The sequence below is a fragment of the Corynebacterium sp. LaCa_23 genome, from assembly GCF_058182375.1.
In genome coordinates this window covers 1,072,841-1,091,988 of the sequence record NZ_CP190825.1, presented here as the reverse complement: position 1 = coordinate 1,091,988, position 19,148 = coordinate 1,072,841, and the positions used below count along the sequence as shown (strand labels likewise).

Below are 19,148 nucleotides of genomic sequence, written 5' to 3'. Positions count from 1 at the left end.
GACGGCGGAGGTTTAACGGGCCTTAACCGAAGAGGGCCTGCGCATTGCGGTAGCGGGCATCGGGCACCGTCTTCAGCGTACCCACGGCCTCTTCCAATGGCACGAGGTCGATATCTTCGCCGTGCAGGGCAACGCACATTCCCGAGTCCCCATTGTGCGCCGCGCGGGCAGCGTGCACGCCGTAGCGGGTCGCCAGGACGCGGTCATACGCGGTGGGCGTTCCGCCGCGCTGGATGTGGCCCAACACGGTGGTACGCACGTCATAGCCGGTGCGTTTATTGATTTCATCGCCAATGACCTGGCCAATCCCATTGAAGGTTTGGTGGCCAAACTGGTCGACGCCACCGGCTTCAAACTCCATGGTGCCCTCCTTTGGCAGGGCACCTTCGGCCACGCAAATGATGCCGTACTTCTCGCCCATCTGGAAGCGGCGTTCCATCGCCTTGGTAATCTCCGCGATATCGAAGGGCTCTTCTGGAATCACGGTGTAGTGTGCGCCGCCGGCCATACCTGCGTGCAAAGCAATCCAGCCCACGTGGCGGCCCATGACCTCCACGATGAGGATGCGGTTGTGGGACTCCGCCGTCGTGTGCAGGCGGTCGATCGCATCCGTTGCCACCGATACCGCGGTATCGAAGCCGAAGGTATAGTCCGTGGCGTTGACGTCATTGTCAATGGTCTTCGGCACGCCTACAACGGGGATGCCATTATCGTTGAGCCACTTAGCACCCTTGAGCGTGCCTTCGCCGCCGATGGCAACGAGGGCATCGACCTCGGCCTCGCGCATATTCGTCTTGATCTGCTCCAGGCCGGCCTTAAATTTATCGGGGTGCAGCCGACCGGTGCCCAAAATGGTGCCGCCGCGCAAGAGAATCCGGTCGATACCGGCATCGTCGTAAAGATCGCGCCGGCGGTCTTCTAAGAGTCCAACCCACCCGTCTTCGTAACCCACGACGGTATCGCCGAATTCGTTGGATGCGGTTCGCACAACCGCACGGATTACAGCATTCAAGCCGGGGCAATCGCCACCGGAAGTCAGTACAGCAAGACGCATATCCCCCAATTTAGCGCAGGATTTTTATCCATGCAGCGTGTCCACGTAGCGCAGTGAGGAGATAAGTCCCACTACCAGTGCGATGACAATCATAAGGAGCGAATTGATGATCGCCGTGGTCGGATTACCCGTTTGCATCACGGCGGAAACTAGGGCCACGCCCACCACGGATCCCACCTGGCGGGAGGTGTTATACGCCCCCGACGCCGCGCCCATGTGGTGAGGTGAAATATCGCGCAGCGTCGTTGCCGCATTAGAGCCCCAGATAAAGGACTGGCCAATTCCTAAGACGGCGATGGGCGGGGCCAGCCACCACGGGTTGGCATCGGCATGCATGACCCACCAGGCCAAACACAGTGAGGCGATCATCAGGCTAAAACCCACTAGCCCCATCAGGCGCGGATTCACCGCGTCCGTGAGGATGCCTGCGATGGGCGACATCAGCATTGAGACCAGCGCCATGGGAGCCACGATGATGCCGGCCTCACCGGCAGATAGCCCCTTGACCGATTGCAGCCACAACATCACCGGCAACATGACCGAAGCCGCCATAAAGCCCATGGTCAAAATGCCCACGGAGCCGGCCGCATAGTTGCGGTTGTGGAAGAGCTCCACCGGAAACAGCGGCGTGGAACCGCGATCCTGCGCGCTAGCCTGCAGGCGCACGAAGGCAATGCTTGCGGCAATGCCGATGGCAAGCACCACCAATACCCGCCAATCCCAGTCCAGCTCTGGGCCTTGTTGGATGCCGAAGACGATGGACCCTAACGCAATGAGCGAGACTATGGCCGAGGGCTTATCGATGTCCTGGGCTGTGGTCGGCAGTTTCGGTATCCACAGCAGAGCCAGCACGATGGCGGCAATGACAAATGGTACGTGCACCCAAAAGGCCGCTTGCCAGCCAAAATAAGCCACAAGGAATCCGCCGAGGAGCGGCCCGGCCAAGGATCCCACCGAACCGATAATCCCCCACACCCCCAGCGCACGCCCACGGCGCTCGCGGGCGAAGACCCGGTTAATAACGGACATCGTCTGTGGCATTTCCAGCGATGCTCCCAAGCCCTGCACGATGCGCGCGACGATGAGCACTTCTATCGACGGCGCCAGCGCGCACGCTACTGCGCCGATCCCAAACAGCCCCACGCCGATGCAAAATAGGGCGCGCTGGCCGAGGACATCGCCAAGCCGCCCCGTAAAGAGCAGCGGCACCACCACGGCAAGCAAATAGGCGGCCGAGACCCACAAGATTTCATTGACCGTGGCGCCTAAATCCACCTGAATCTCCGGCAGGGCGATGGCCACCATCGACTGATCCAACAGGGACACGAAGAAGCCGAGGGATAGCGCGAACATGGCGCGCCATGCTTGGCGCTCAGGTGGCAGATTAGTCTCCACAGTCATGGCAGGAATTCTAGCGGGGCGCACAAATCAGGCCTAGACTGGCCACCATGTCCATGATTGATATCAAAAAACCACAAGACGTATCCACCGCCACCACCGTTACCCTCGGCCTCATCGGTGGTTGGGTCACCGCCCGCGAGACCGGCATTCGCCCACTCGGCGGCGTCATCCTCGGCGCTGCGGGCCTGTGGGCCGGCCGTTCCTGGGCAAAGAAGACCAACCCAGCCACGACCGCTGGCCTGTCCGCCCTGTACGTCGGCGCGTTCGGCGCTTCCCACCCATTGGCAAAGAAGATTGGTTCCTGGCCAGCAGTCCTCGCCGTGACGGCCGCCTCTGCGGGCGCCGCCTACGCGCTTTCCGATACCAAGTAGTCCACCCCACCACATACACAACAGCACCATGGTCCCCCGCCAAGGAGGATCATGGTGCTGAGTGATCTTGTGAGTATTTACTCTACGACGTTGAAGACAACGGCGTTGTCCTCAGTGCCCAGTGCGGCCTGGCCGTCAGGCAGGGCATAGAAGGAAGGCTCGGACTCGAGGACGTCACGCAGGGAATCAGAAAGCGCCTGGGTGTGGTCATCGCATGCCGCCATAGTGGAGGCGAAGTCACCTACGTGGATGGTGCCATCCTTATCCACATCGTAGGAGGTGGTGTAGGTATTGCAGCCATCGTTGAGGACCAAGGACTGATCCTTGTCGAACTGCACGGTGAACTTGCCGTCTTCCTTGACGGAGTGCAGCTCACCGGTGATGGTCTGGCCCTCGATATTCGGCACCAGCTTGTCAGCGTCTGCCGGCAGGGATTCCACCAAGTCGCTCTTGGCGGTGGAGTCTGCTACCTCGGTACCGGGCTCAACCGGTGCGGGGTTTTCTGCTGGTTTGGGAGTTGCTGCGGGCTGTTCAGCGTTTGCTACGCCCATGGCCATGAGCGCAGCTGCGGAGACGGACATCGTCGCGGTTGCAATCTTTTTCAAAGTCATACCCAGTAATTTACCCCTGCCGGATGGGCATCCGACAGGGGTGTAAACGAATCGTTATCTAATCCGCAGCTATTTCACAGTGACAACTATTTTAAATAGCGCGGCTAGTTTTGGCGCTTCGCTTCGTAGGCCGCACCCACCTTGTACAGGCGATCATCCTGGAAAGCCAGTGCCATGATCTGCAAACCGGTAGGCAGGTTGGTATCGGCTGCCATGCCGGAAGGCACGGACATGCCGCACAGGCCGGCGAGGTTGAGCGGCAAGGTGCACAGGTCGAAGTTGTACATCGCCATGGGGTCTTCGGCCTTCTCCCCCAGCTTGAACGCGGTGGTCGGGGTGGTCGGCGAGACCAGCACGTCAACCTGCTCGAAGGCGCGGGCAAAGTCCTGGGCCACGAGGGTGCGCACGCGCTGCGCCTGCAGGTAGTAGGCATCGTAGTAGCCCACGGACAGCGCATACGTGCCCAGCATGATGCGGCGCTTGACCTCGGGGCCGAAGCCCTCTGCGCGCGACTGGGACATGACCTGCTCCGCGGAGTGGGATCCGTCATCGCCAGCACGCAGGCCATAGCGCATGCCATCGAAGCGGGCCAGGTTGGACGAGACCTCACACGGCATGATCAGGTAGTAGGCAGCCAATGCCTCGTCGAAGTGCGGGCAGTCCACCTCGACGATTTCCGCGCCCTGCTCGCGCAGCTGTTCCACGGCGGCGTGGTAGTTCTCCATCACGCCGTCCTGCCAACCATCGCGCTCGAATTGCTTGATAAGGCCAACCTTGACGCCGCTCAGATCGCCATTTGCGCCTTCGCGGGCGGCCTCCACCACGGGGGCAACCGGCTTGTCCACAGATGTGGCGTCGAAGGCATCGTGACCGGCAATAACCTCGTGCAAGAGCGCGGTATCCAGGACGGTACGACCACAGGGACCCGCCTGGTCCAGAGAGGACGCGGCCGCGATCAGGCCGTAGCGAGACACCGTGCCGTAGGTGGGCTTTACGCCCACGGTATTGGTGAGCGCCGCCGGCTGGCGGATGGAACCGCCGGTATCGGTACCAATGCCCAGTGGAGCCTGCCCCGAAGCCAGCGCCGCTGCGGTACCGCCACCGGAACCGCCCGGGGTGCGCTCGGTGTCATACGGGTTGTGAACCGGGCCAAAGGCGGAGTTCTCATTGGACGAACCCATCGCAAACTCGTCCAGGTTCGTCTTGCCCAGGATCGGGATGCCGGCCTCGCGCAGACGCTTGGTCACCGTCGCGTCATACGGAGACATGTAGCCCTCGAGCATCTTGGATGCGGCGGTAGTGGGGGCATCGGTAGTAACCAGCAGGTCTTTTAGGGCCAGCGGCACGCCGGCCAATGCCGATGCGGGCTTTTCGCCGGCATCGAGGGCCTTATCCACGGCATCGGCAGCCGCCAATGCTTCCACCTGCCCCACGTGCAGGAAGGAGTTAAGTTCGGGATTGGTTTCCGCAATGCGGTCCAAAAAGGCCTGGGTAACCTCGCGGGAAGTCACCTCGCGCGCGTGAATCTTGTCCGCCAGCTCGGCGGCGGTCAAAGAGGTCAGTCCCTCCGCAGGTACAACAACGTTGGTCATTTACTCTCCTCCCAAAATCTGCGGCACGACGAATCGCTCATCTTCCACGGCCGGCGCTTGGTCCAAGGCCTGCTCGGCGGTAAGGGTGCGCACGATAACGTCTTCGCGCATCGGTGCATCCACGGAGTGCGGGTGGCTCATCGGTTCCACGCCTTCAGTGTCCACGTTCCGTACTGCGGAAACGGAATCAACAATTTCATCAATCTGGCTTGCGAATTGGGCTAGCTCTTCATCGCTTAATGCCAGGCGGGAAAGCTTGGCAAGGTGGGCTACCTCATCACGCGAAATCTCAGACACGCGAACTCCATCCTTTTTCCATAATCGACGCGCAGGTGAAAATTATTTTCCCGCGCGTACTATGTAAATTGCTAAGGCTCCATAATACTGCACCAACTCGCGCGGTTGCCGAGTCACCCCGAATTATTGCCCCTTGAACGCCGCACTGTGACCCAGGTATCGTAAATGGGACTACAAGCTACTGAAAGCGTGCGACTTAATGTCTTACCTAATCCGTGTCCTGCTTCCCGATACCCCTGGTAGTTTGGGCCAGCTTTCGGAGGCCTTCGGGCTGGTTGACGGAAATATCCAATCGGTTGACATCGTAGAATCCTTCCCGGATGGCACCGTCATGGATGACATTGTCATTGAGCTTCCCGCAGACGCTATGGCCGATGCCTTAATTACCGCCGCCGCCTCTGTTCATGGCGTGGAAGTAGATTCCATTCGGCCCTTCAGCGGCCGCGTGGACCGGCGCGGGCAGATCGAGTTATTAGCGCGCGTTGCCGCCAATGCCTCCAATGTCACGGCAGCGATGGAGGAAGTCGTCGCGGCCATCCCGAAGGCGGCGACCTCCACGTGGGCCATCGTCATTGACAATAATGAGCCCATTCACCGCGTGGCCTCCTCAAACGCGGCCCCTGCCGATGACGATACGATTCCGGTCGATCTCAACATCGACAGCGCGCGCACCTTGCACCCCGATAAGGACGAATGGGTGCCAGAAAGCTGGGCGCTGCTCGATTCCGCCCTGGCCGCCGCTCCCCTGGGAGATACCGGGATGGTCATCGCCATGGGCCGCACCGGCGGGCCGGAATACCTGGCCTCTGAGGTCGAGCACCTCGGCCACATCGGCACGATTTTGGGTGCCTTCCTCAAATAAGCCCGGCGCGGTGTGTCTACACCTCCCCAGTGTTTAAGAGCGTGTGGAATTGCTCCTCATTCAAGATAGGCACGCCAAGGTCGCGGGCCTTGTCCTCCTTGGAGCCGGCATTGGTCCCAGCGACGAGGTAGGAGGTTTTCTTCGATACGGACCCGGTTGCCTTTCCGCCGCGGCTGATGATGGCTTCCTTGGCGGAATCGCGCGTGAAGTCTTCGAGGCTGCCGGTGACAACGATGGTCAGGCCCTCTAGGGTCTGTTCTTTCCTGTCCTCGGCGGCTACCTCCATAGCGAGGCCAGCCTCCGCCCATTTCTCAACGATGGTGCGGTGCCAATCCACCTCGAACCAGGCGTGGAAGGATTCCGCAATGACCGCGCCCACGCCATCTACCTCTGCAAGCTCTTCGGTTTTCGCCGCGCGCAGCTTGTCCATGGAGCCGTAGCGCGCCGCGAGTGCCCGCGCCGCGATGGGACCCACGTGGCGAATGGATAGCGAGACCAGCACGCGCCAGAAGTCGCGGTCTTTGACCTCTTCTAAGTTCTGCAGCAGGTTCTTGCCCGCGGTATTGACCTTGACGTTGCCCTCTTTTTTGCTGCGCTTATCCTTCGTATCGCGTTTGGCCGTATAGACATCGGAAGCAAGCAGCTTTTCTTCCGTTAGCTCAAAAAGCTCGGATTCATCGGTGAGGATACCGTTTTCGATGAGATCCATGGCCCCCTTCTCCCCCAGTGCCTCGATATCGAGGCCCTTGCGGGAGGCGAGGTATTCCAGGCGCGCGGAAAGCTGGGCTGGGCAGGATTGGGTATTGGGGCATCGCCAGTCAGCATCGCCGTCCTTTTGCGGAGCGAGTGTCGTCCCGCAGGCTGGGCACTGCGTGGGGAAGGACCATTCGTATTCGCTGCCATCGCGCTGTTCGCGCACGGGGCCTAGTACCTCAGGAATGATTTCCCCGGCCTTGCGGATAATAATGGTATCCCCGATAAGCACGCCCTTGCGCTTGACCTCGGACTGATTGTGCAGGGTGGCCATGGATACCGTGGAGCCGGAGACAAAGACCGGTTCCATGATGGCAAAGGGGGTAACGCGCCCCGTACGTCCTACACCGACCTCGATGTTTTTCAGCTTCGTCGTGACCTCTTCCGGCGGGTACTTATAGGCAATGGCCCAGCGGGGTGCGCGGGAGGTCGCCCCGAGCTGGCGCTGTGAGCCCAAGTCGTCCACCTTGACCACGAGCCCATCCATTTCAAAAATCGCATCGTGGCGGTGTTCGGCCCAGTAAGATACTTCCTCTTGTACTTCTGCGGCGGAGTGGACCTGCCTGGTATAGGGCGAGACGGGCAAGCCCCATGCGGCGATGGCCTTATAGGCGTCGTGCTGGGAGGAGGGGGAAAATCCCTCGCGCGCGCCTAGGCCGTGACACACCATACGCAGGCGGCGTTTTTTCACCTCGGCGGGATCCTTCATGCGCAGTCCGCCGGCCGCAGCGTTGCGGGGATTGGCAAACCGCGCCTTGCCGTCTGCCGCGCGCTCCTCATTGATTTCTTCGAAGTCCTCGGGGCGCATATAGACCTCGCCGCGGATTTCAATGAGTTCCGGGACTGGGTACTCATCGGTGCCTGTAAGTTCGTGCGGGATATCAGAAATAACCCGCGCATTGGCGGTAATTTCCTCGCCCACGGTGCCATCGCCACGGGTAGCAGCGGTATCTAAGCGCCCGTTGCGGTAGACCAAGTCGATGGAGAGGCCATCGATTTTCAGCTCCGTCAGGTAGGTTTTGGCGGGCGTCCTATCCAGCCAGTCCTGCATCTCACCGGCGCTAAAGACATTGTCGAGGCTCATCATGCGCTCGAGGTGCTCAATATCCTCGCCGGCGTTCGGCGCAGCACCTACCTGCTGGGTGGGCGAATCCGGAACCGCCAGCTCCGGATGCTGCTTTTCTAGGTCCATCAGGCGCTGGAAAAGCGCATCAAAGTCGGCATCGGGAATCGCAGGTTCACCGTTGTAATACAGGTTGCGGTGGCGGCGCACTTCCTGCGCTAGGTCGTTCCATTCACGTTGCACATCAGCTGGATTAGTCACGGTATCCAAGTCTAGCGATCCCCCATGTCCGGGCTAGCTACTAAGGTATGGACCATGAACTTCGACGCCTCCCGCATGCTCGCCTTCGACCTTGAGACCACCTCAGCCAACCCCAAAGACGCCCGCATCGTTACCTCTGCCCTAGTCCGAATTGACGGTCGCGATGTCCAGAAGGTGGAGCACCTTGCGGATCCTGGCATCGAGATCCCCCAAGCCGCCACCGACGTGCATGGGATCACAACGGAAAGGGCCCAGGCAGAAGGCCGCCCGCACGAGGAGGTCCTCAAGGACACGGTTGATGCCATCAAGGCAGCGTGGGACGACGGCCTGACGCTCATCGTGTATAATGCGGCCTTCGACCTCACCGTGCTGCGCAGTCTCACCGGCGATTTCACGGTCACAGGCCCTGTCTTTGATCCGTACGTCATTGACCGCGTGAGCGATAAGTGGCGCAAGGGCAAGCGCACCCTCGGCGCGGTGTGCGAGCACTACGGCGTGGAATTGGGCAATGCGCACGAGGCTACTGCCGATGCCCTCGCTGCCGCCCGCGTGGCCTGGAAGCAGGTGCGCCAGCACTACCCTAACCTCGCGCAGATGGACGAAAACGAGCTCATGGAGTTCCAGGCGGTCAAGTGGTACGAGGACCGCGTCGCCTTCAAAAAGTACCTAGAAGGCAAGGGCCGCGATGCCTCCGATGTTTCGACGGCGTGGCCGCTCATTTCCTAATCCCCTTGCCATATTTCTAGAGTTTTGGAATTCTAGAATTATGGATTCCTTAGAATCGCGCATTGCCCATCTCGAGGCTCGCGTCACAAAACTCGAAAACCCCGCCCCTGACCCCGTCGAATCATCCGCGGGAGAATCCACCATGTGGCTCGCGGATGCGCTTGAACCTTCTGACCAACTTCCTGAAGGGTCCGTCATTTTTGGCGGCAATATCACCACCGGCCTTGGTTCCTATGTCTACCAATGGCAGCGCCCAACAAACACGGTGACCGCTGGAGACTGGTCCGACAATCTCGACCGCCTCGCCGCATTGGCGCACCCCGTGCGCGGTGAAATCCTGCGCCGCCTCCTTAGCGCACCAGCCACCGCCACAGAACTGGTGGAAGAGGAAATCGTCACCTCCACCGGCACCGCCTACCACCACCTCAGTGCGCTTACCAGTGGTGGCTGGACCACCAAGACACACGGGCAATACTCAATCCGAGCGGCCCGCGTCATCCCCCTGCTCACGATCATTACCGCAAGCGAGGATCACTAATGCGAAAGCGAAACATGGCGCTAGCCATCACCGCCACCTTTATGTCAGCGGCCCTCTTACTCGTGATTGGACCCCAGCGGATCGCTGTGGCCACCACGGAAACCGGCAATGCCGAACTTTCCGCCACACTGCGCAAACACACCGAGGCGGGTTTCAATAATCTCACCGCCTTCACGCTGCACGATGGGAAAGCCACCTTCGCAGGACTTGGCGCGGATGAACACACCGAGGTAGAAATCGGTTCTGTGACCAAGATGTTCACCGCAGAATTAGCTCACCAGCTTGTGGAAGAAGGAAAGATAAGCCTTGATACCACCGTGGGCGAAGTCCTGGATGTTGGCCAAGCACCCATTTCCGAGGTCACGGTACAAGAGTTGCTCAACCACACCTCAGGATTGCCCCGGCTAGCACAAGGGAATATTTTCGCTGATGCAATCATGGCCGTCACAGGTGCTAATCCCTACGCAGGAGAAACAACCCAAGATATCCTCGATGCCGCCACCGAAGCGGATCTTAAAGATCGTGGAACAGAGTCTTATTCCAATATGGGGTATGGACTGCTCGGCCACCTCCTAGAAACGGCAGCCGATACATCCTATGAAGAACTGCTCCACGAGAGGATCTTGCAACCTGCCGGAATGACGGAGACTTACCTCATGACCCCAGGATCTGTCCCCGATGATGCCCCACGGGGCCTTACTGCCACCGGCCGGGAGGCCGATCCATGGGAGATGGGAGGCAGCAATGCCGCAGCGGGCGCACTACGGTCAACCGCACATGACATGGCAGCTTTCGCCGAGTGGATTATGGATAACGGCGATATGGCCTTTGGCTGGCAAAAAAGTGAAGACAACCAAAGCTTCTGGCACGACGGCGGAACGGGTGGCTACTCGACGATGCTCATCATCGACCCGAAAAATAAGCGCGCAGCCTTCGCCAATAATGACACCCCGGCGTGGACTAGTGACCTCGCCCAAGCGCTATTCGATGGGATTTAAGGAATTACATTGATTACTACCCTAATCTTTGCCGCCATCACAGCATCCGAAATCTGGGGCACGTGGAAAGCGCTCAAAAAACCATCTTCCCCGGGGATGCTGATCGCGTCAGCGATAATCAGCATCGTCATAATCGCCTTCATTGGTAACGCGGCTCCGTGGTACAGCCTAGTCAATTATGGCTGGTGGTACGCCCTCGTAACCGCTTGCTCCCTACACATGGGCGCCGTCGCCTGGCGTATATACACAGACCGCAGTGAAAAGTCTCTGAAGACCGTTAGCCTCGGGCGCGCAGCTTAAAGGTCGCCCGCATCGCGAGTGAGGATCGCGGCGGTCTCGGTTACAGAGCGCAATGAGCTTGCCGATGCCCAAGCCGGAAACACATCAAACTGGTCCACGAGCAGCTCACGCGGCATACCGATGCGATCCAGATGGCGGGCAAGTGAAATCGCCTCGTCCCGCGCGTTAGTGCCGGAAAGTGCGACGCCGACCCGGCGGCCTTCGGACAAGTGCTCGCCCATCCCGTCGAAATGCTTAGGGGTAGAAAGGCGGTCGCGGTAGCGCGCATCAACGAGGAATGTCTTCGCAGCCCCAGCCACCGACCACAGCGGCGGAGCATGGAGATAATCCGCCTCAAAGCGCAGGAGGGTCTCGAGTGCCACCTCATCAGGGACGGCGGGGATCGAATCAAAGTCGGTGGTTCCTGGAATGCGGCCGACGATGACATCGGCAAGCAGTGGCTCATCCAGTTGCACCACGACCTCGCCGTGGAAGCGGCGTGCGACGTCGGTGGCGTGGGTGCGGATACCGTGCAGCAGGGCATCGGAAAGCTCCGCAAAGGCACCGGAATCAGTGAGGACGCGGTGGCCATCGGCAAGCTCGATGCTGGCCGCCAGTGACCATGGGCCGAGCGCCTGCACCTTGATGCGAGGGACGGTCTCTCCCCATACCTGCTGCACCTCGTCAAGATCGCGCTCGAGGCGATCCCACGCGCGGCGGGTAAGCAGCTGGGGGCGAGCCGTCATGCGCCACGAACGAGGGCCGCGGTCGATGGTGATGGCCTCGAGCATGCTGGCGGTGCGCCCTACCGAATCGGAGCCCAGCCCGCGTTCCGGCAGCTGCGGGATGGCGGGAAGCTCGGTCTCGCCCATGATGATGTCCGCTGCCTCCGCCATGGACGTGCCGGGCATGGGCCCGAGTGCGAATCCGGTCATTTACACGGTCTCGCAGATGGTGCCGGAACCGATGACGATATCGCCGAGGTCATCTGGGGAAGGCAGGTACAGCACCGCGGCCTGTCCACGGGCAACGCCGGACAGTGGCTCCTTGAGCTCTAGGCGCATCGAATCCGCCGCGCGGTCCACGTGGGCGATGCACGGCACAACGGAACCGTGCGCGCGGACCTGTACCTCGCACTCGAAGTCGCCATCCATGCCAGGGTGCAGGTACTTCAGGCGATCGGCGCGAATGGCGGTGACCGCCAGGTCCTCGCGCGCGCCGACGGTCACCGTGCCCGTTGCAGCATCGATATCGGTGACGTAGCGCGGGCGGCCATCAGCGGCCGGGGCCTTGATGTCCAAGCCCTTGCGCTGGCCGATAGTGTAGTTCCACGCGCCATCATGTTCCTTAAGCTCCGTGCCCTCTTGGTCCACAATCATGCCGGGCCGAAGCCCGATGCGCGATCCAAGGAACTGCTGGGTATTGCCGTCTGGAATGAAGCAGATGTCATAGGAATCCGGCTTCTTCGCCGTGGAAAAACCGTGCGCCGCAGCCTCTTCGCGGATTTGGGGCTTGGGGGTATCACCGATGGGGAAAAAGCAGTGGTCCAACTCCTCGGCGGAAATGACGCCGAGCACGTAAGACTGATCCTTATTCTCATCCTTGGAGCGGCGCATATAACCGTCATCATCAAGCGTGGCGTAGTGGCCGGTCGCAACGGCATCAAAGCCCAGGGCCATACCCTTTTGCAGCAATGCGCGGAATTTAATCTTCTCATTGCAGCGCAGGCAAGGATTCGGGGTTTCACCGCGGGCATAGGAATCCACGAAGTCCGTGATGACCTCTTCCTTGAATTCCTCCGAAAAGTCCCAGACGTAAAACGGAATGCCCAACTTATCGCAAATGCGGCGGGCATCGGCGGAGTCCTCCAGCGAACAGCAGCCGCGGGCTTTTTCGCGCGTTTGCTGCGCGTCCTTATGCAGCGCCAGGTGCACGCCGACGACATCGTGGCCAGCCTCCACCGCACGGGCGGCGGCGACAGATGAGTCCACGCCGCCAGACATTGCTACCAATACTCGCATTGCATTCCCCTTTAAATACCTCGACTACAGGCCCGAAAGTGTACTCCCTTGCCCCAACGCAGCTTAAATCGATTCCATTCCCTAAGCTTGAACCCCATGGGTAGAAAGCGAGCCGCGAACAGGTCAGGCATCACCGGCACCTACGAGATCTCCACCGGCACCGCCGAGGTTGTGCCGGATGAATTCCGCGACGGGGCCTATATCCTTAACGTCAATGGCGTTCCTAGCAGCCATATCGTGCTGGGCGAGCCGCAGGAACTCGACTTTGAGTACATGCGCTGGATCGCAGCGGCGGTAGAACAGCTTAATGCGGTCTCGCCCAATAAACTGCGCGTTACCCACCTCGGCGGGGCAGGTTGCTCACTCCCGCGCTATTTTGCCGACCTGTGGCCGGACAGCCGCCATACGGTGGTCGAGCTCGATGCCAAACTAGGCGAATTAGTCCGCGATCTTTTCGATGTCCCCCGTTCCCCCACCGTCAAGATCCGCCCCGGCGATGCCCGAAAGGAAACCGAAGGTTTTCTGCCCGCCAGCCGCGATATCATTATCCGCGATGTCTTCGCTGGGGATAAAACCCCGAAAGACCTAACCACTGTGGAGTTTTTCCAAGCGGCTAAAGCATCCCTGTCTGCCGGCGGCCTCTACGTGGCCAACTGCGGCGACCACTCAGATCTCCAGCTGGCGAAGCAAGAATTGGCCGGACTCTCTGAGGTATTCGATCACCTCGCCGTCATCGCCGACCCACCCATGCTCAAAGGGCGCCGGTATGGAAATATCATCTTGCTGGCCTCAGATACAGAACTGCCAGCTGAGGGCTCGGTCCAAGCCGCTCAGCTGGCAAAGGCACTCTTAGGCGGGGCCGTCCCAGCTCACTTTAAGGATGAAAGCTGGACCCGAAGATTCTTTGCGGGAGCTACTTCAGCACACGATTGAGCAGCTCGGCCACCTGATTAGCGTCGAAGTCGGGGACATCGGCACCGGCCTTCTTCGCCGCATCCTTGGCTTCTTCTACCTGAGCTCCAGAGACCTCGCCTGCGTCGACGCCATTGACATGGCCAGCGTTTTCTAGCAACATCGCCAAGTCACCGACGGTGAAGTCACCGACTGCCATCTTGCCAAGCTGCTTGAGAGGCAGAGCGTCCTCGTCTTCCAAGGTCTTCACAAAGGCTGCCAAGCCCTCAGCAGCTTGGGCATCGAGGCCGGCGTCCTTGGCGGCATCGGCAAGCTGGGGCATTGCAATAAGGCCAGCCGCAAGGGCAAAGATTGCACCAATCAGCGGAGTGCTATCGGCGCTCAGATCGACGCCATCATCAAGCACGAGGCTATCGAGCGCGCCGCCGATATCGACGTAATTGCCGCCACTAAAGGAATCAAGCTGCTGCTTCGTGCCATTGAAGAGGTTCAAATCCACATCGGTTGGAATACCTGCAACCTTGCCCGATCCGGAGCGCTGCCAGAAGGACAGGTTCTTCCACCCACCCACTGGATCCGGCGCTTCATCCTGGTATGCCGCCAACCACAGTGGCATATTGGAGAACTTCTGGGAGTTATTCATCTCACCGATCCAGAAGTACTTATAGGTATAAATCATTGGCGTGCGGTTGGTCAGGCGCTTGAGCTCTCTGGTAAATTCCTCGATCCAGCTCTCCAACTGGGAGGCGGACTTGCCCTCGGAAACCTCGATATCGAGCACCGGCGGCAACGTCTGATTCGGCGCCAATGCAATCTGCGTGGCAAAGTTTGCGGCCTGCGTCTTCGCATCGCCAGCTGGACGCGCATAGTGGTATGCGCCGGTCTTCAGGCCATGCAGATTGGCGGCTTGAATATCTTTGACGTAGTGCGGGTTAATCCAGTCCCCACCCTCAGTTGCCTTCACAAAGGCAAAGGACTGGCCATCAGACTTCACCTTATTCCAGTCAATAGGCATGCCACCTGGGTGCTGGTGGGCAGCAATATCAATACCTTTTGGTGCGCTGGTTCCCAATGCTGCCTGTGCGGCAGCGGTCCCGCTTACCGTGACTGCAACTGCAGCGATAACCGCGATGATGCTCTTGCGGAGTGCCCTCATAGTTGTCATGCGCGAGAGTTTAACAATCATTCACACTAACCACATTTGCAACACACGCACCTTAGAGACAAATTTTTCACTCGCGTAGACAAACTCGTTGGAAATGTACTATTTAGAACATATTTTCGCTTTTCGGCTTGCGAGGGTTGAGTGAGCGGCTTATGGTGGAGCTATGGAAATTAGAAACTTAGTGCGAAATTCGGGGGATAATCGCCGTGGAGCCCTACTACCTCATCACTGACCCACACGATGACATCGCGGTTAGTGCCACCTGCAATAGAAAGTCCGACTACCTACTCTGGAAGGAAATTAAACCAAGCCTAGAAGACGATTTCGATATCTCGTGCCATACCTTGGCGGGTCGCACCGGCTTAAGCGAGAGGCGCACGAGGGATATCACCATGGCCCTGTACCGCTTAGAGGAATTGCCACGCACCCAACTGCTGCAGGAAACCTACTACTTCCTCGATTTCTCTCGGCTTATCACCATTGATGCGGTCTTGAGCAAGCTGGGAGAAGTAGACAACAGCGTCCTCCAGCGCATAGACGCCGAACTGGAAAAGTACCTCACTCCCACAAAGCCGGGCCAAAGTTTTCCATCGAACGCTGCCCTGCGTCGAAAGCTCAATGGGCTCATCACGATGGAATCTCCGGACACTACGGGAGACAAGGACTCCGAGGAAGAGGACGCGCGAAATGAATCCTATTTCATCTACCCCACCGCGGGCGGACGAGCAGGGTTAAACGTAGAGTTCGACGAAGACGCGCTCATCCTCATTGACGAGGTTGTTCAGCGCACAGCGGAAGAACACGGAATCAGCAAGGCCGATGCCCTGGCCCAGCTGATCCTCGGAACCGTCGAGGATAAATCTCAGGTGCACCTTTATATGTATCGCGCCAGCGATATAAAAGCGGCTCCCGGTTTTATCCGGGGCTATGGCTGGGTTCACCCAGATACCGCAGACCGGCTAACCCCGACTACGACACGGGATATGGACCAAGCGGCAACAAGGGTTAGCCCGGCCTACTCCACGCCGCCGCTCATCGGTGCCTATGTAGAGGGCCGCGATGGTGTGTGCCGCTGGCCGGGGTGCAACCGCCCGGCCTACAGGTGCCAGAAGGACCACCGAATCGATTTCTCAAAGGGAGGAAAGACGACGGCGGGAAACTTGGCCTCGCTGTGCCAGCACCACCACAACGTGAAGACGGATAAAAGTGCCTTTTACATCATGGATCCGCACAGCGGGGACATTATCTGGCTCTTCCAAGATGGGCGGTGGGAATACGATGAACCGCAGGGGCCGCTAGCGGCGAAGAATAAGAACTGGGCGCTCACCGTTGCCCAGGCAATCGCCGCCCGGCGCAATGCTGCCAAAGAAAGGGCTGATACTTAAACCGTGCGGGCCTGGGCAATGACATCCGGCAAATGCGCGAGAGCGTAATCCACATCGTCTTCAGAGGTAAGGCGTCCCAAGGTGAACCGGAGTGATCCGATTCCTTCATCCTCGCTAACGCCCATTGCAGAAAGCACGTGGGACATGCGGTTGACGCCTGCGCTGCAGGCACTGCCAGTCGATGCCTCAATCTGTAGCGAATCCAGCAGCATGATGAGGCTGTCGCCATCAGTGCCGGGGAAAGAAACGTGTAGGTGCGACGGCAAGCATGGCTCGGTGGAATTCACCACGACGTTGTCAATGGAAGAAAGGATCCCATCCCGCAGCTTGTTCCGGAGTCCAGCGATGCGCTCGCCCTCGGCAGCGCTTTCGGCGATCGACTCCTCCAAGGCAGCGGCGAGCGCCGAGGCGCTGGCTACGTCCACCGTGCCTGGGCGAAGTCCGCGCTCTTGGCCGCCGCCATAGGAAATCGGCTGTGGCGCTGGGGTGCGCTTGGCCAATAGCACGCCGATACCGCGCGGGCCGCCAAACTTGTGGGCGCTGGCGGCGAGCGTCGTGATGCCCAATTCCGCAAAATTGATGGGCAGCTTGCCCGCTACCTGCACCGCATCCACGTGCATAGGAATACCGGATTGTTGCGCGAGGGAGGCAAGCTCCTCGATGGGCTGAATCGCACCGGTTTCGTTATTGGCCCACATGCAGGTGGCAAGATCGGCAGGTTTCGCGAAGGCGCCCCCATCGCTGATATGCCCGCTGCGGTCCACGGGGAGCAGGTCCACGGTGGCGCCGGCTTGGGCAAGCTTGCTCACGGTATCGCGCACGGCTGGGTGCTCAATATCCGTCGAGATGATGCGGTTGGTATTGCCTACAGCATAAAGGCCCTGGATAGCGATATTATCCGCCTCGGTGCCAGAGGAGGTAAAGACGACCTCGATGGGTTCGCACCCAAGGAGGGAGGCGACTTTCTCGCGGGCATCGTCAAGCACGGAGCGTGCCCTGCGGCCAGAGGCGTACTGGGCGCTGGAGTTGAGCGAGCCGGAGGCGGCAACCCATGCGTCGATGGCGGATTGGCGCATCGGCTGGGTTGCTGCGTAGTCGAAATAGTGCGGCATTACTGGCGCGCCTTCAATTCCTCGGTCAGGGCTGGGGCGATTTCATGCAGGTCACCGACGACGCCGAGATCTGCGATCTGGAAGAACGGCTCATCCTGGTCTTGGTTGACCACCACGATGGTGCCGGAGGTCTGCATGCCCGAGGTGTGCTGAATGGCACCGGAAATGCCCAAGCCAATGTAGAGATCTGGCGACACGGTCACGCCAGTCTGGCCCACCTGGTGGGTAGCGTCGTAGAAGCCTTCATCGACGGCGTCGCGGGTGGCACCGACGGCGCCACCGAGGGCATCGGCAAGCGGCTCGACGATCTCGGCGAAGTTATCGCCGACGCCGCGGCCGCCGGAGACCACGACCTTGGCTGCGGTGAGCTCGGGGCGGGCGGACTTCTCAGCGGGAGTAAAGGAATTAACCTTGACGTCTTTCTCGGTTGCCGCAGGCAGCGGCATGGGGGCCGGCTGGGCTTCCACCTGCTGGGGCTCCGCCGCAACGGAACCAGGCTGCAGGGTATAGATCGGGCAGCTGCCGGAAGCCTGCGAGGTGGTCTCGTAGGTGCCACCGAAAATGGTCATGGTTGCAGAGCCATCCGCCTTGATGGAATCCACATTCGCGAGCGCGCCGGAAGCCAAGCGGGCAGACAGGCGGCCCGCAATCTCGTTATTCGTCGGGCTGGCGGCCAGGACGATGGGCGCCGGATTGGCTGCGCCCAGGGCGTGCAAGGCATCAACCTCAGGGGTCACCAGGCGCTGGTCATAATCCTCCGCCGTTGCCTGCACCACCTGGGCGGCGCCGAGGGCAGCTAGCTCTGCATCGAAGGCATCTGCCTGCTTGCCGACGACCACCGCAGACACCGTACCCAATTCGCGTGCGGCGGTAATGAGCTCACCGGTGACGGGGAGAATGCTGTCTGCATCGTGTTCAACAAGTACGTAAACGTGAGACATTTTTACTCCTAAATCAAGTTCTTTGCGGCTAGGAAGTCAGCAATCTTCTTCGCAGCATCCTGCGGCTGCGGCTCCGAGATAACCTCGCCGGCCGTGCGCGGCGGGCGCTTGGAAGATTCGGTAACGGTCGTGGTGGGCGCAATGGCTTCGATGCCTAGGTCCGCCACGTTCAAAGTGGTGATCTCTGCCTTCTTTGCAGCCATAAGTCCCTTGAAGTTGGGGAAACGCGGCTTATCCGCCTTATCGGTGACGGAAATAATCGCTGGAAGGGCTGCCTCGAGCTCCCAGGTTCCGCGGGCGTCTTCGCGGCTGCCTTTTACCGTGCTGCCCGAAAGCTCCACCTGGTGCAGCTCGGTCAATGCGGGCAGTTGGCGGTATTCAGCGAGCAGTCCCGCGAGCGTTCCGGTGGAGGCATCGGAAGCCTCATTGCCCAAGGTGATCAATTGGACATCCTCTAGCGTGTTAATTGCTGCGTTCAGGGTCCACGCGGTAGACAGTGCATCGGCGCCGGCTAGGGCGTCATCGGATACGAGGACCGCGTCATCTGCACCCATCGCAAGCGCCTTGCGGAGGGCCTCATCTGCTTGTGCGGGGCCCATCGTTAAAGCGACAACACGGTAGTTTTCATCCGGATTTTCATCGCGCAGGCGTAGCGCCTGTTCCACGGAGTATTCATTAATTTCATCAATGATGTTGTCCACGGAGGTGCGATCCAGGGTGTGGTCATCCTCCAAAGATTTGGTGGACCACGTATCCGGTACATGCTTGACCAGAGCCACAATCGTTGGCATTGGGGGCACTCACCT

The 19,148-nt window shown here is 59.8% G+C and carries 19 protein-coding genes; 7 read left to right on the top strand and 12 right to left on the bottom strand.

What is annotated here, in order from left to right; all coding sequences use genetic code 11:
* Positions 1 to 22: 22 nt before the first annotated feature.
* Positions 23 to 1,054 carry an ATP-dependent 6-phosphofructokinase gene (locus ACP8IT_RS05365; protein WP_005280236.1) on the bottom strand — a complete coding sequence of 344 codons (1,032 nt, stop codon included), beginning with the start codon at positions 1,052 to 1,054 and terminating at the stop codon, positions 23 to 25.
* Between the two features lie 24 nt (positions 1,055 to 1,078).
* The gene (locus ACP8IT_RS05360) at positions 1,079 to 2,455 is read right to left on the bottom strand and encodes a DHA2 family efflux MFS transporter permease subunit (RefSeq protein WP_490290541.1); all 1,377 of its coding nucleotides are present in this window, start codon (positions 2,453 to 2,455) and stop codon (positions 1,079 to 1,081) included.
* Between the two features lie 47 nt (positions 2,456 to 2,502).
* On the opposite strand from ACP8IT_RS05360, the gene ACP8IT_RS05355 reads away from it, so the two are divergent.
* Positions 2,503 to 2,826 carry a hypothetical protein gene (locus ACP8IT_RS05355; protein WP_490290540.1) on the top strand — a complete coding sequence of 108 codons (324 nt, stop codon included), beginning with the start codon at positions 2,503 to 2,505 and terminating at the stop codon, positions 2,824 to 2,826.
* Between the two features lie 77 nt (positions 2,827 to 2,903).
* Here ACP8IT_RS05355 and ACP8IT_RS05350 read toward each other — a convergent pair whose 3' ends face one another.
* The 3 genes from ACP8IT_RS05350 to gatC form a co-directional block, all read right to left on the bottom strand.
* Entirely contained in the window at positions 2,904 to 3,437 is a 534-nt protein-coding gene (locus ACP8IT_RS05350) for an META domain-containing protein (RefSeq protein ID WP_023031067.1), read from the bottom strand.
* A 104-nt stretch (positions 3,438 to 3,541) separates the two neighbouring features.
* Positions 3,542 to 5,029 (bottom strand): Asp-tRNA(Asn)/Glu-tRNA(Gln) amidotransferase subunit GatA, encoded by a 1,488-nt coding sequence (gatA, locus tag ACP8IT_RS05345; RefSeq protein WP_490290539.1) that lies wholly within the window; start codon positions 5,027 to 5,029, stop codon positions 3,542 to 3,544.
* Positions 5,030 to 5,326 (bottom strand): Asp-tRNA(Asn)/Glu-tRNA(Gln) amidotransferase subunit GatC, encoded by a 297-nt coding sequence (gene gatC / locus ACP8IT_RS05340; RefSeq protein ID WP_005280231.1) that lies wholly within the window; start codon positions 5,324 to 5,326, stop codon positions 5,030 to 5,032. It abuts the gene before it with no gap.
* A 199-nt stretch (positions 5,327 to 5,525) separates the two neighbouring features.
* Here gatC and ACP8IT_RS05335 point away from each other — a divergent pair, with 199 nt between their 5' ends.
* A complete protein-coding gene (locus ACP8IT_RS05335; RefSeq protein ID WP_005280230.1) occupies positions 5,526 to 6,188 on the top strand; it encodes an ACT domain-containing protein in 663 nt (220 codons plus the stop codon).
* Between the two features lie 16 nt (positions 6,189 to 6,204).
* Here ACP8IT_RS05335 and ligA read toward each other — a convergent pair whose 3' ends face one another.
* The gene (gene ligA / locus ACP8IT_RS05330) at positions 6,205 to 8,274 is read right to left on the bottom strand and encodes an NAD-dependent DNA ligase LigA (RefSeq protein WP_490290538.1); all 2,070 of its coding nucleotides are present in this window, start codon (positions 8,272 to 8,274) and stop codon (positions 6,205 to 6,207) included.
* Positions 8,275 to 8,319: 45 nt separating this feature from the next.
* Here ligA and ACP8IT_RS05325 point away from each other — a divergent pair, with 45 nt between their 5' ends.
* The 3 genes from ACP8IT_RS05325 to ACP8IT_RS05315 are packed head-to-tail and all read left to right on the top strand — an operon-like array spanning position 8,320 to position 10,527.
* Positions 8,320 to 8,991, top strand: a complete 672-nt coding sequence (locus ACP8IT_RS05325; RefSeq protein ID WP_034653645.1) for a 3'-5' exonuclease — start codon at positions 8,320 to 8,322, stop codon at positions 8,989 to 8,991.
* 40 nt (positions 8,992 to 9,031) lie between these two features.
* On the top strand, positions 9,032 to 9,529 hold the full coding sequence (locus tag ACP8IT_RS05320) for an ArsR/SmtB family transcription factor (RefSeq protein WP_237799715.1): 498 nt from the start codon (positions 9,032 to 9,034) through the stop codon (positions 9,527 to 9,529).
* Positions 9,529 to 10,527 carry a serine hydrolase domain-containing protein gene (locus ACP8IT_RS05315; RefSeq protein WP_490290537.1) on the top strand — a complete coding sequence of 333 codons (999 nt, stop codon included), beginning with the start codon at positions 9,529 to 9,531 and terminating at the stop codon, positions 10,525 to 10,527. The genes ACP8IT_RS05320 and ACP8IT_RS05315 overlap by 1 nt, the downstream gene beginning before the upstream one ends.
* A gap of 296 nt (positions 10,528 to 10,823) precedes the next feature.
* On the opposite strand, the gene ACP8IT_RS05310 is transcribed toward ACP8IT_RS05315, so the two are convergent.
* On the bottom strand, positions 10,824 to 11,741 hold the full coding sequence (locus tag ACP8IT_RS05310) for a uroporphyrinogen decarboxylase/cobalamine-independent methonine synthase family protein (RefSeq protein ID WP_490290536.1): 918 nt from the start codon (positions 11,739 to 11,741) through the stop codon (positions 10,824 to 10,826).
* Positions 11,742 to 12,827 carry a tRNA 2-thiouridine(34) synthase MnmA gene (gene mnmA / locus ACP8IT_RS05305; RefSeq protein ID WP_023017799.1) on the bottom strand — a complete coding sequence of 362 codons (1,086 nt, stop codon included), beginning with the start codon at positions 12,825 to 12,827 and terminating at the stop codon, positions 11,742 to 11,744.
* 96 nt (positions 12,828 to 12,923) lie between these two features.
* Here mnmA and ACP8IT_RS05300 point away from each other — a divergent pair, with 96 nt between their 5' ends.
* Positions 12,924 to 13,760, top strand: a complete 837-nt coding sequence (locus ACP8IT_RS05300) for a spermidine synthase (RefSeq protein WP_490290535.1) — start codon at positions 12,924 to 12,926, stop codon at positions 13,758 to 13,760.
* Here ACP8IT_RS05300 and ACP8IT_RS05295 read toward each other — a convergent pair.
* Complete coding sequence (locus ACP8IT_RS05295; protein WP_034667045.1) at positions 13,741 to 14,904, bottom strand: glycoside hydrolase family 25 protein; 1,164 nt, start codon at positions 14,902 to 14,904, stop codon at positions 13,741 to 13,743. The two genes, ACP8IT_RS05300 and ACP8IT_RS05295, sit on opposite strands and share 20 nt — an antisense overlap.
* Positions 14,905 to 15,110: 206 nt before the next feature.
* Between ACP8IT_RS05295 and ACP8IT_RS05290 the strand changes: the two genes are divergently transcribed.
* Positions 15,111 to 16,289: an HNH endonuclease signature motif containing protein gene (locus ACP8IT_RS05290; RefSeq protein WP_490290534.1), complete on the top strand. Its 1,179-nt coding sequence runs from the start codon at positions 15,111 to 15,113 to the stop codon at positions 16,287 to 16,289.
* Here the strand turns inward: ACP8IT_RS05290 and ACP8IT_RS05285 are convergent.
* From ACP8IT_RS05285 to ACP8IT_RS05275, 3 genes are read right to left on the bottom strand one after another with little or no spacing between them, the layout of a single operon-like run.
* Entirely contained in the window at positions 16,286 to 17,401 is a 1,116-nt protein-coding gene (locus ACP8IT_RS05285) for a cysteine desulfurase family protein (protein WP_490290533.1), read from the bottom strand. The genes ACP8IT_RS05290 and ACP8IT_RS05285 overlap by 4 nt on opposite strands.
* Positions 17,401 to 18,342, bottom strand: coding sequence for an electron transfer flavoprotein subunit alpha/FixB family protein (locus ACP8IT_RS05280; protein WP_284610395.1), 942 nt, complete (start codon positions 18,340 to 18,342; stop codon positions 17,401 to 17,403). Before ACP8IT_RS05280 ends, ACP8IT_RS05285 begins: the two co-directional genes overlap by 1 nt.
* A gap of 8 nt (positions 18,343 to 18,350) precedes the next feature.
* A complete protein-coding gene (locus tag ACP8IT_RS05275) occupies positions 18,351 to 19,133 on the bottom strand; it encodes an electron transfer flavoprotein subunit beta/FixA family protein (protein WP_005282437.1) in 783 nt (260 codons plus the stop codon).
* Positions 19,134 to 19,148: the final 15 nt, after the last annotated feature.

Bases quoted from the DNA above. Each gene is read 5' to 3' on its own strand.
- ACP8IT_RS05315 (WP_490290537.1), top strand. From the start codon at position 9,529: ATGCGAAAGCGAAACATGGCGCTAGCCATCACCGCCACCTTTATGTCA.
- ACP8IT_RS05320 (WP_237799715.1), top strand. From the start codon at position 9,032: ATGGATTCCTTAGAATCGCGCATTGCCCATCTCGAGGCTCGCGTCACA.
- gatA (WP_490290539.1), bottom strand. From the start codon at position 5,029: ATGACCAACGTTGTTGTACCTGCGGAGGGACTGACCTCTTTGACCGCC.
- mnmA (WP_023017799.1), bottom strand. From the start codon at position 12,827: ATGCGAGTATTGGTAGCAATGTCTGGCGGCGTGGACTCATCTGTCGCC.
- ACP8IT_RS05335 (WP_005280230.1), top strand. From the start codon at position 5,526: ATGTCTTACCTAATCCGTGTCCTGCTTCCCGATACCCCTGGTAGTTTG.
- ACP8IT_RS05285 (WP_490290533.1), bottom strand. From the start codon at position 17,401: ATGCCGCACTATTTCGACTACGCAGCAACCCAGCCGATGCGCCAATCC.
- ACP8IT_RS05275 (WP_005282437.1), bottom strand. From the start codon at position 19,133: ATGCCAACGATTGTGGCTCTGGTCAAGCATGTACCGGATACGTGGTCC.
- ACP8IT_RS05300 (WP_490290535.1), top strand. From the start codon at position 12,924: ATGGGTAGAAAGCGAGCCGCGAACAGGTCAGGCATCACCGGCACCTAC.
- ACP8IT_RS05360 (WP_490290541.1), bottom strand. From the start codon at position 2,455: ATGACTGTGGAGACTAATCTGCCACCTGAGCGCCAAGCATGGCGCGCC.
- ACP8IT_RS05280 (WP_284610395.1), bottom strand. From the start codon at position 18,342: ATGTCTCACGTTTACGTACTTGTTGAACACGATGCAGACAGCATTCTC.
- ACP8IT_RS05310 (WP_490290536.1), bottom strand. From the start codon at position 11,741: ATGACCGGATTCGCACTCGGGCCCATGCCCGGCACGTCCATGGCGGAG.
- ACP8IT_RS05355 (WP_490290540.1), top strand. From the start codon at position 2,503: ATGTCCATGATTGATATCAAAAAACCACAAGACGTATCCACCGCCACC.
- ACP8IT_RS05325 (WP_034653645.1), top strand. From the start codon at position 8,320: ATGAACTTCGACGCCTCCCGCATGCTCGCCTTCGACCTTGAGACCACC.
- ACP8IT_RS05350 (WP_023031067.1), bottom strand. From the start codon at position 3,437: ATGACTTTGAAAAAGATTGCAACCGCGACGATGTCCGTCTCCGCAGCT.
- ACP8IT_RS05365 (WP_005280236.1), bottom strand. From the start codon at position 1,054: ATGCGTCTTGCTGTACTGACTTCCGGTGGCGATTGCCCCGGCTTGAAT.
- ACP8IT_RS05295 (WP_034667045.1), bottom strand. From the start codon at position 14,904: ATGACAACTATGAGGGCACTCCGCAAGAGCATCATCGCGGTTATCGCT.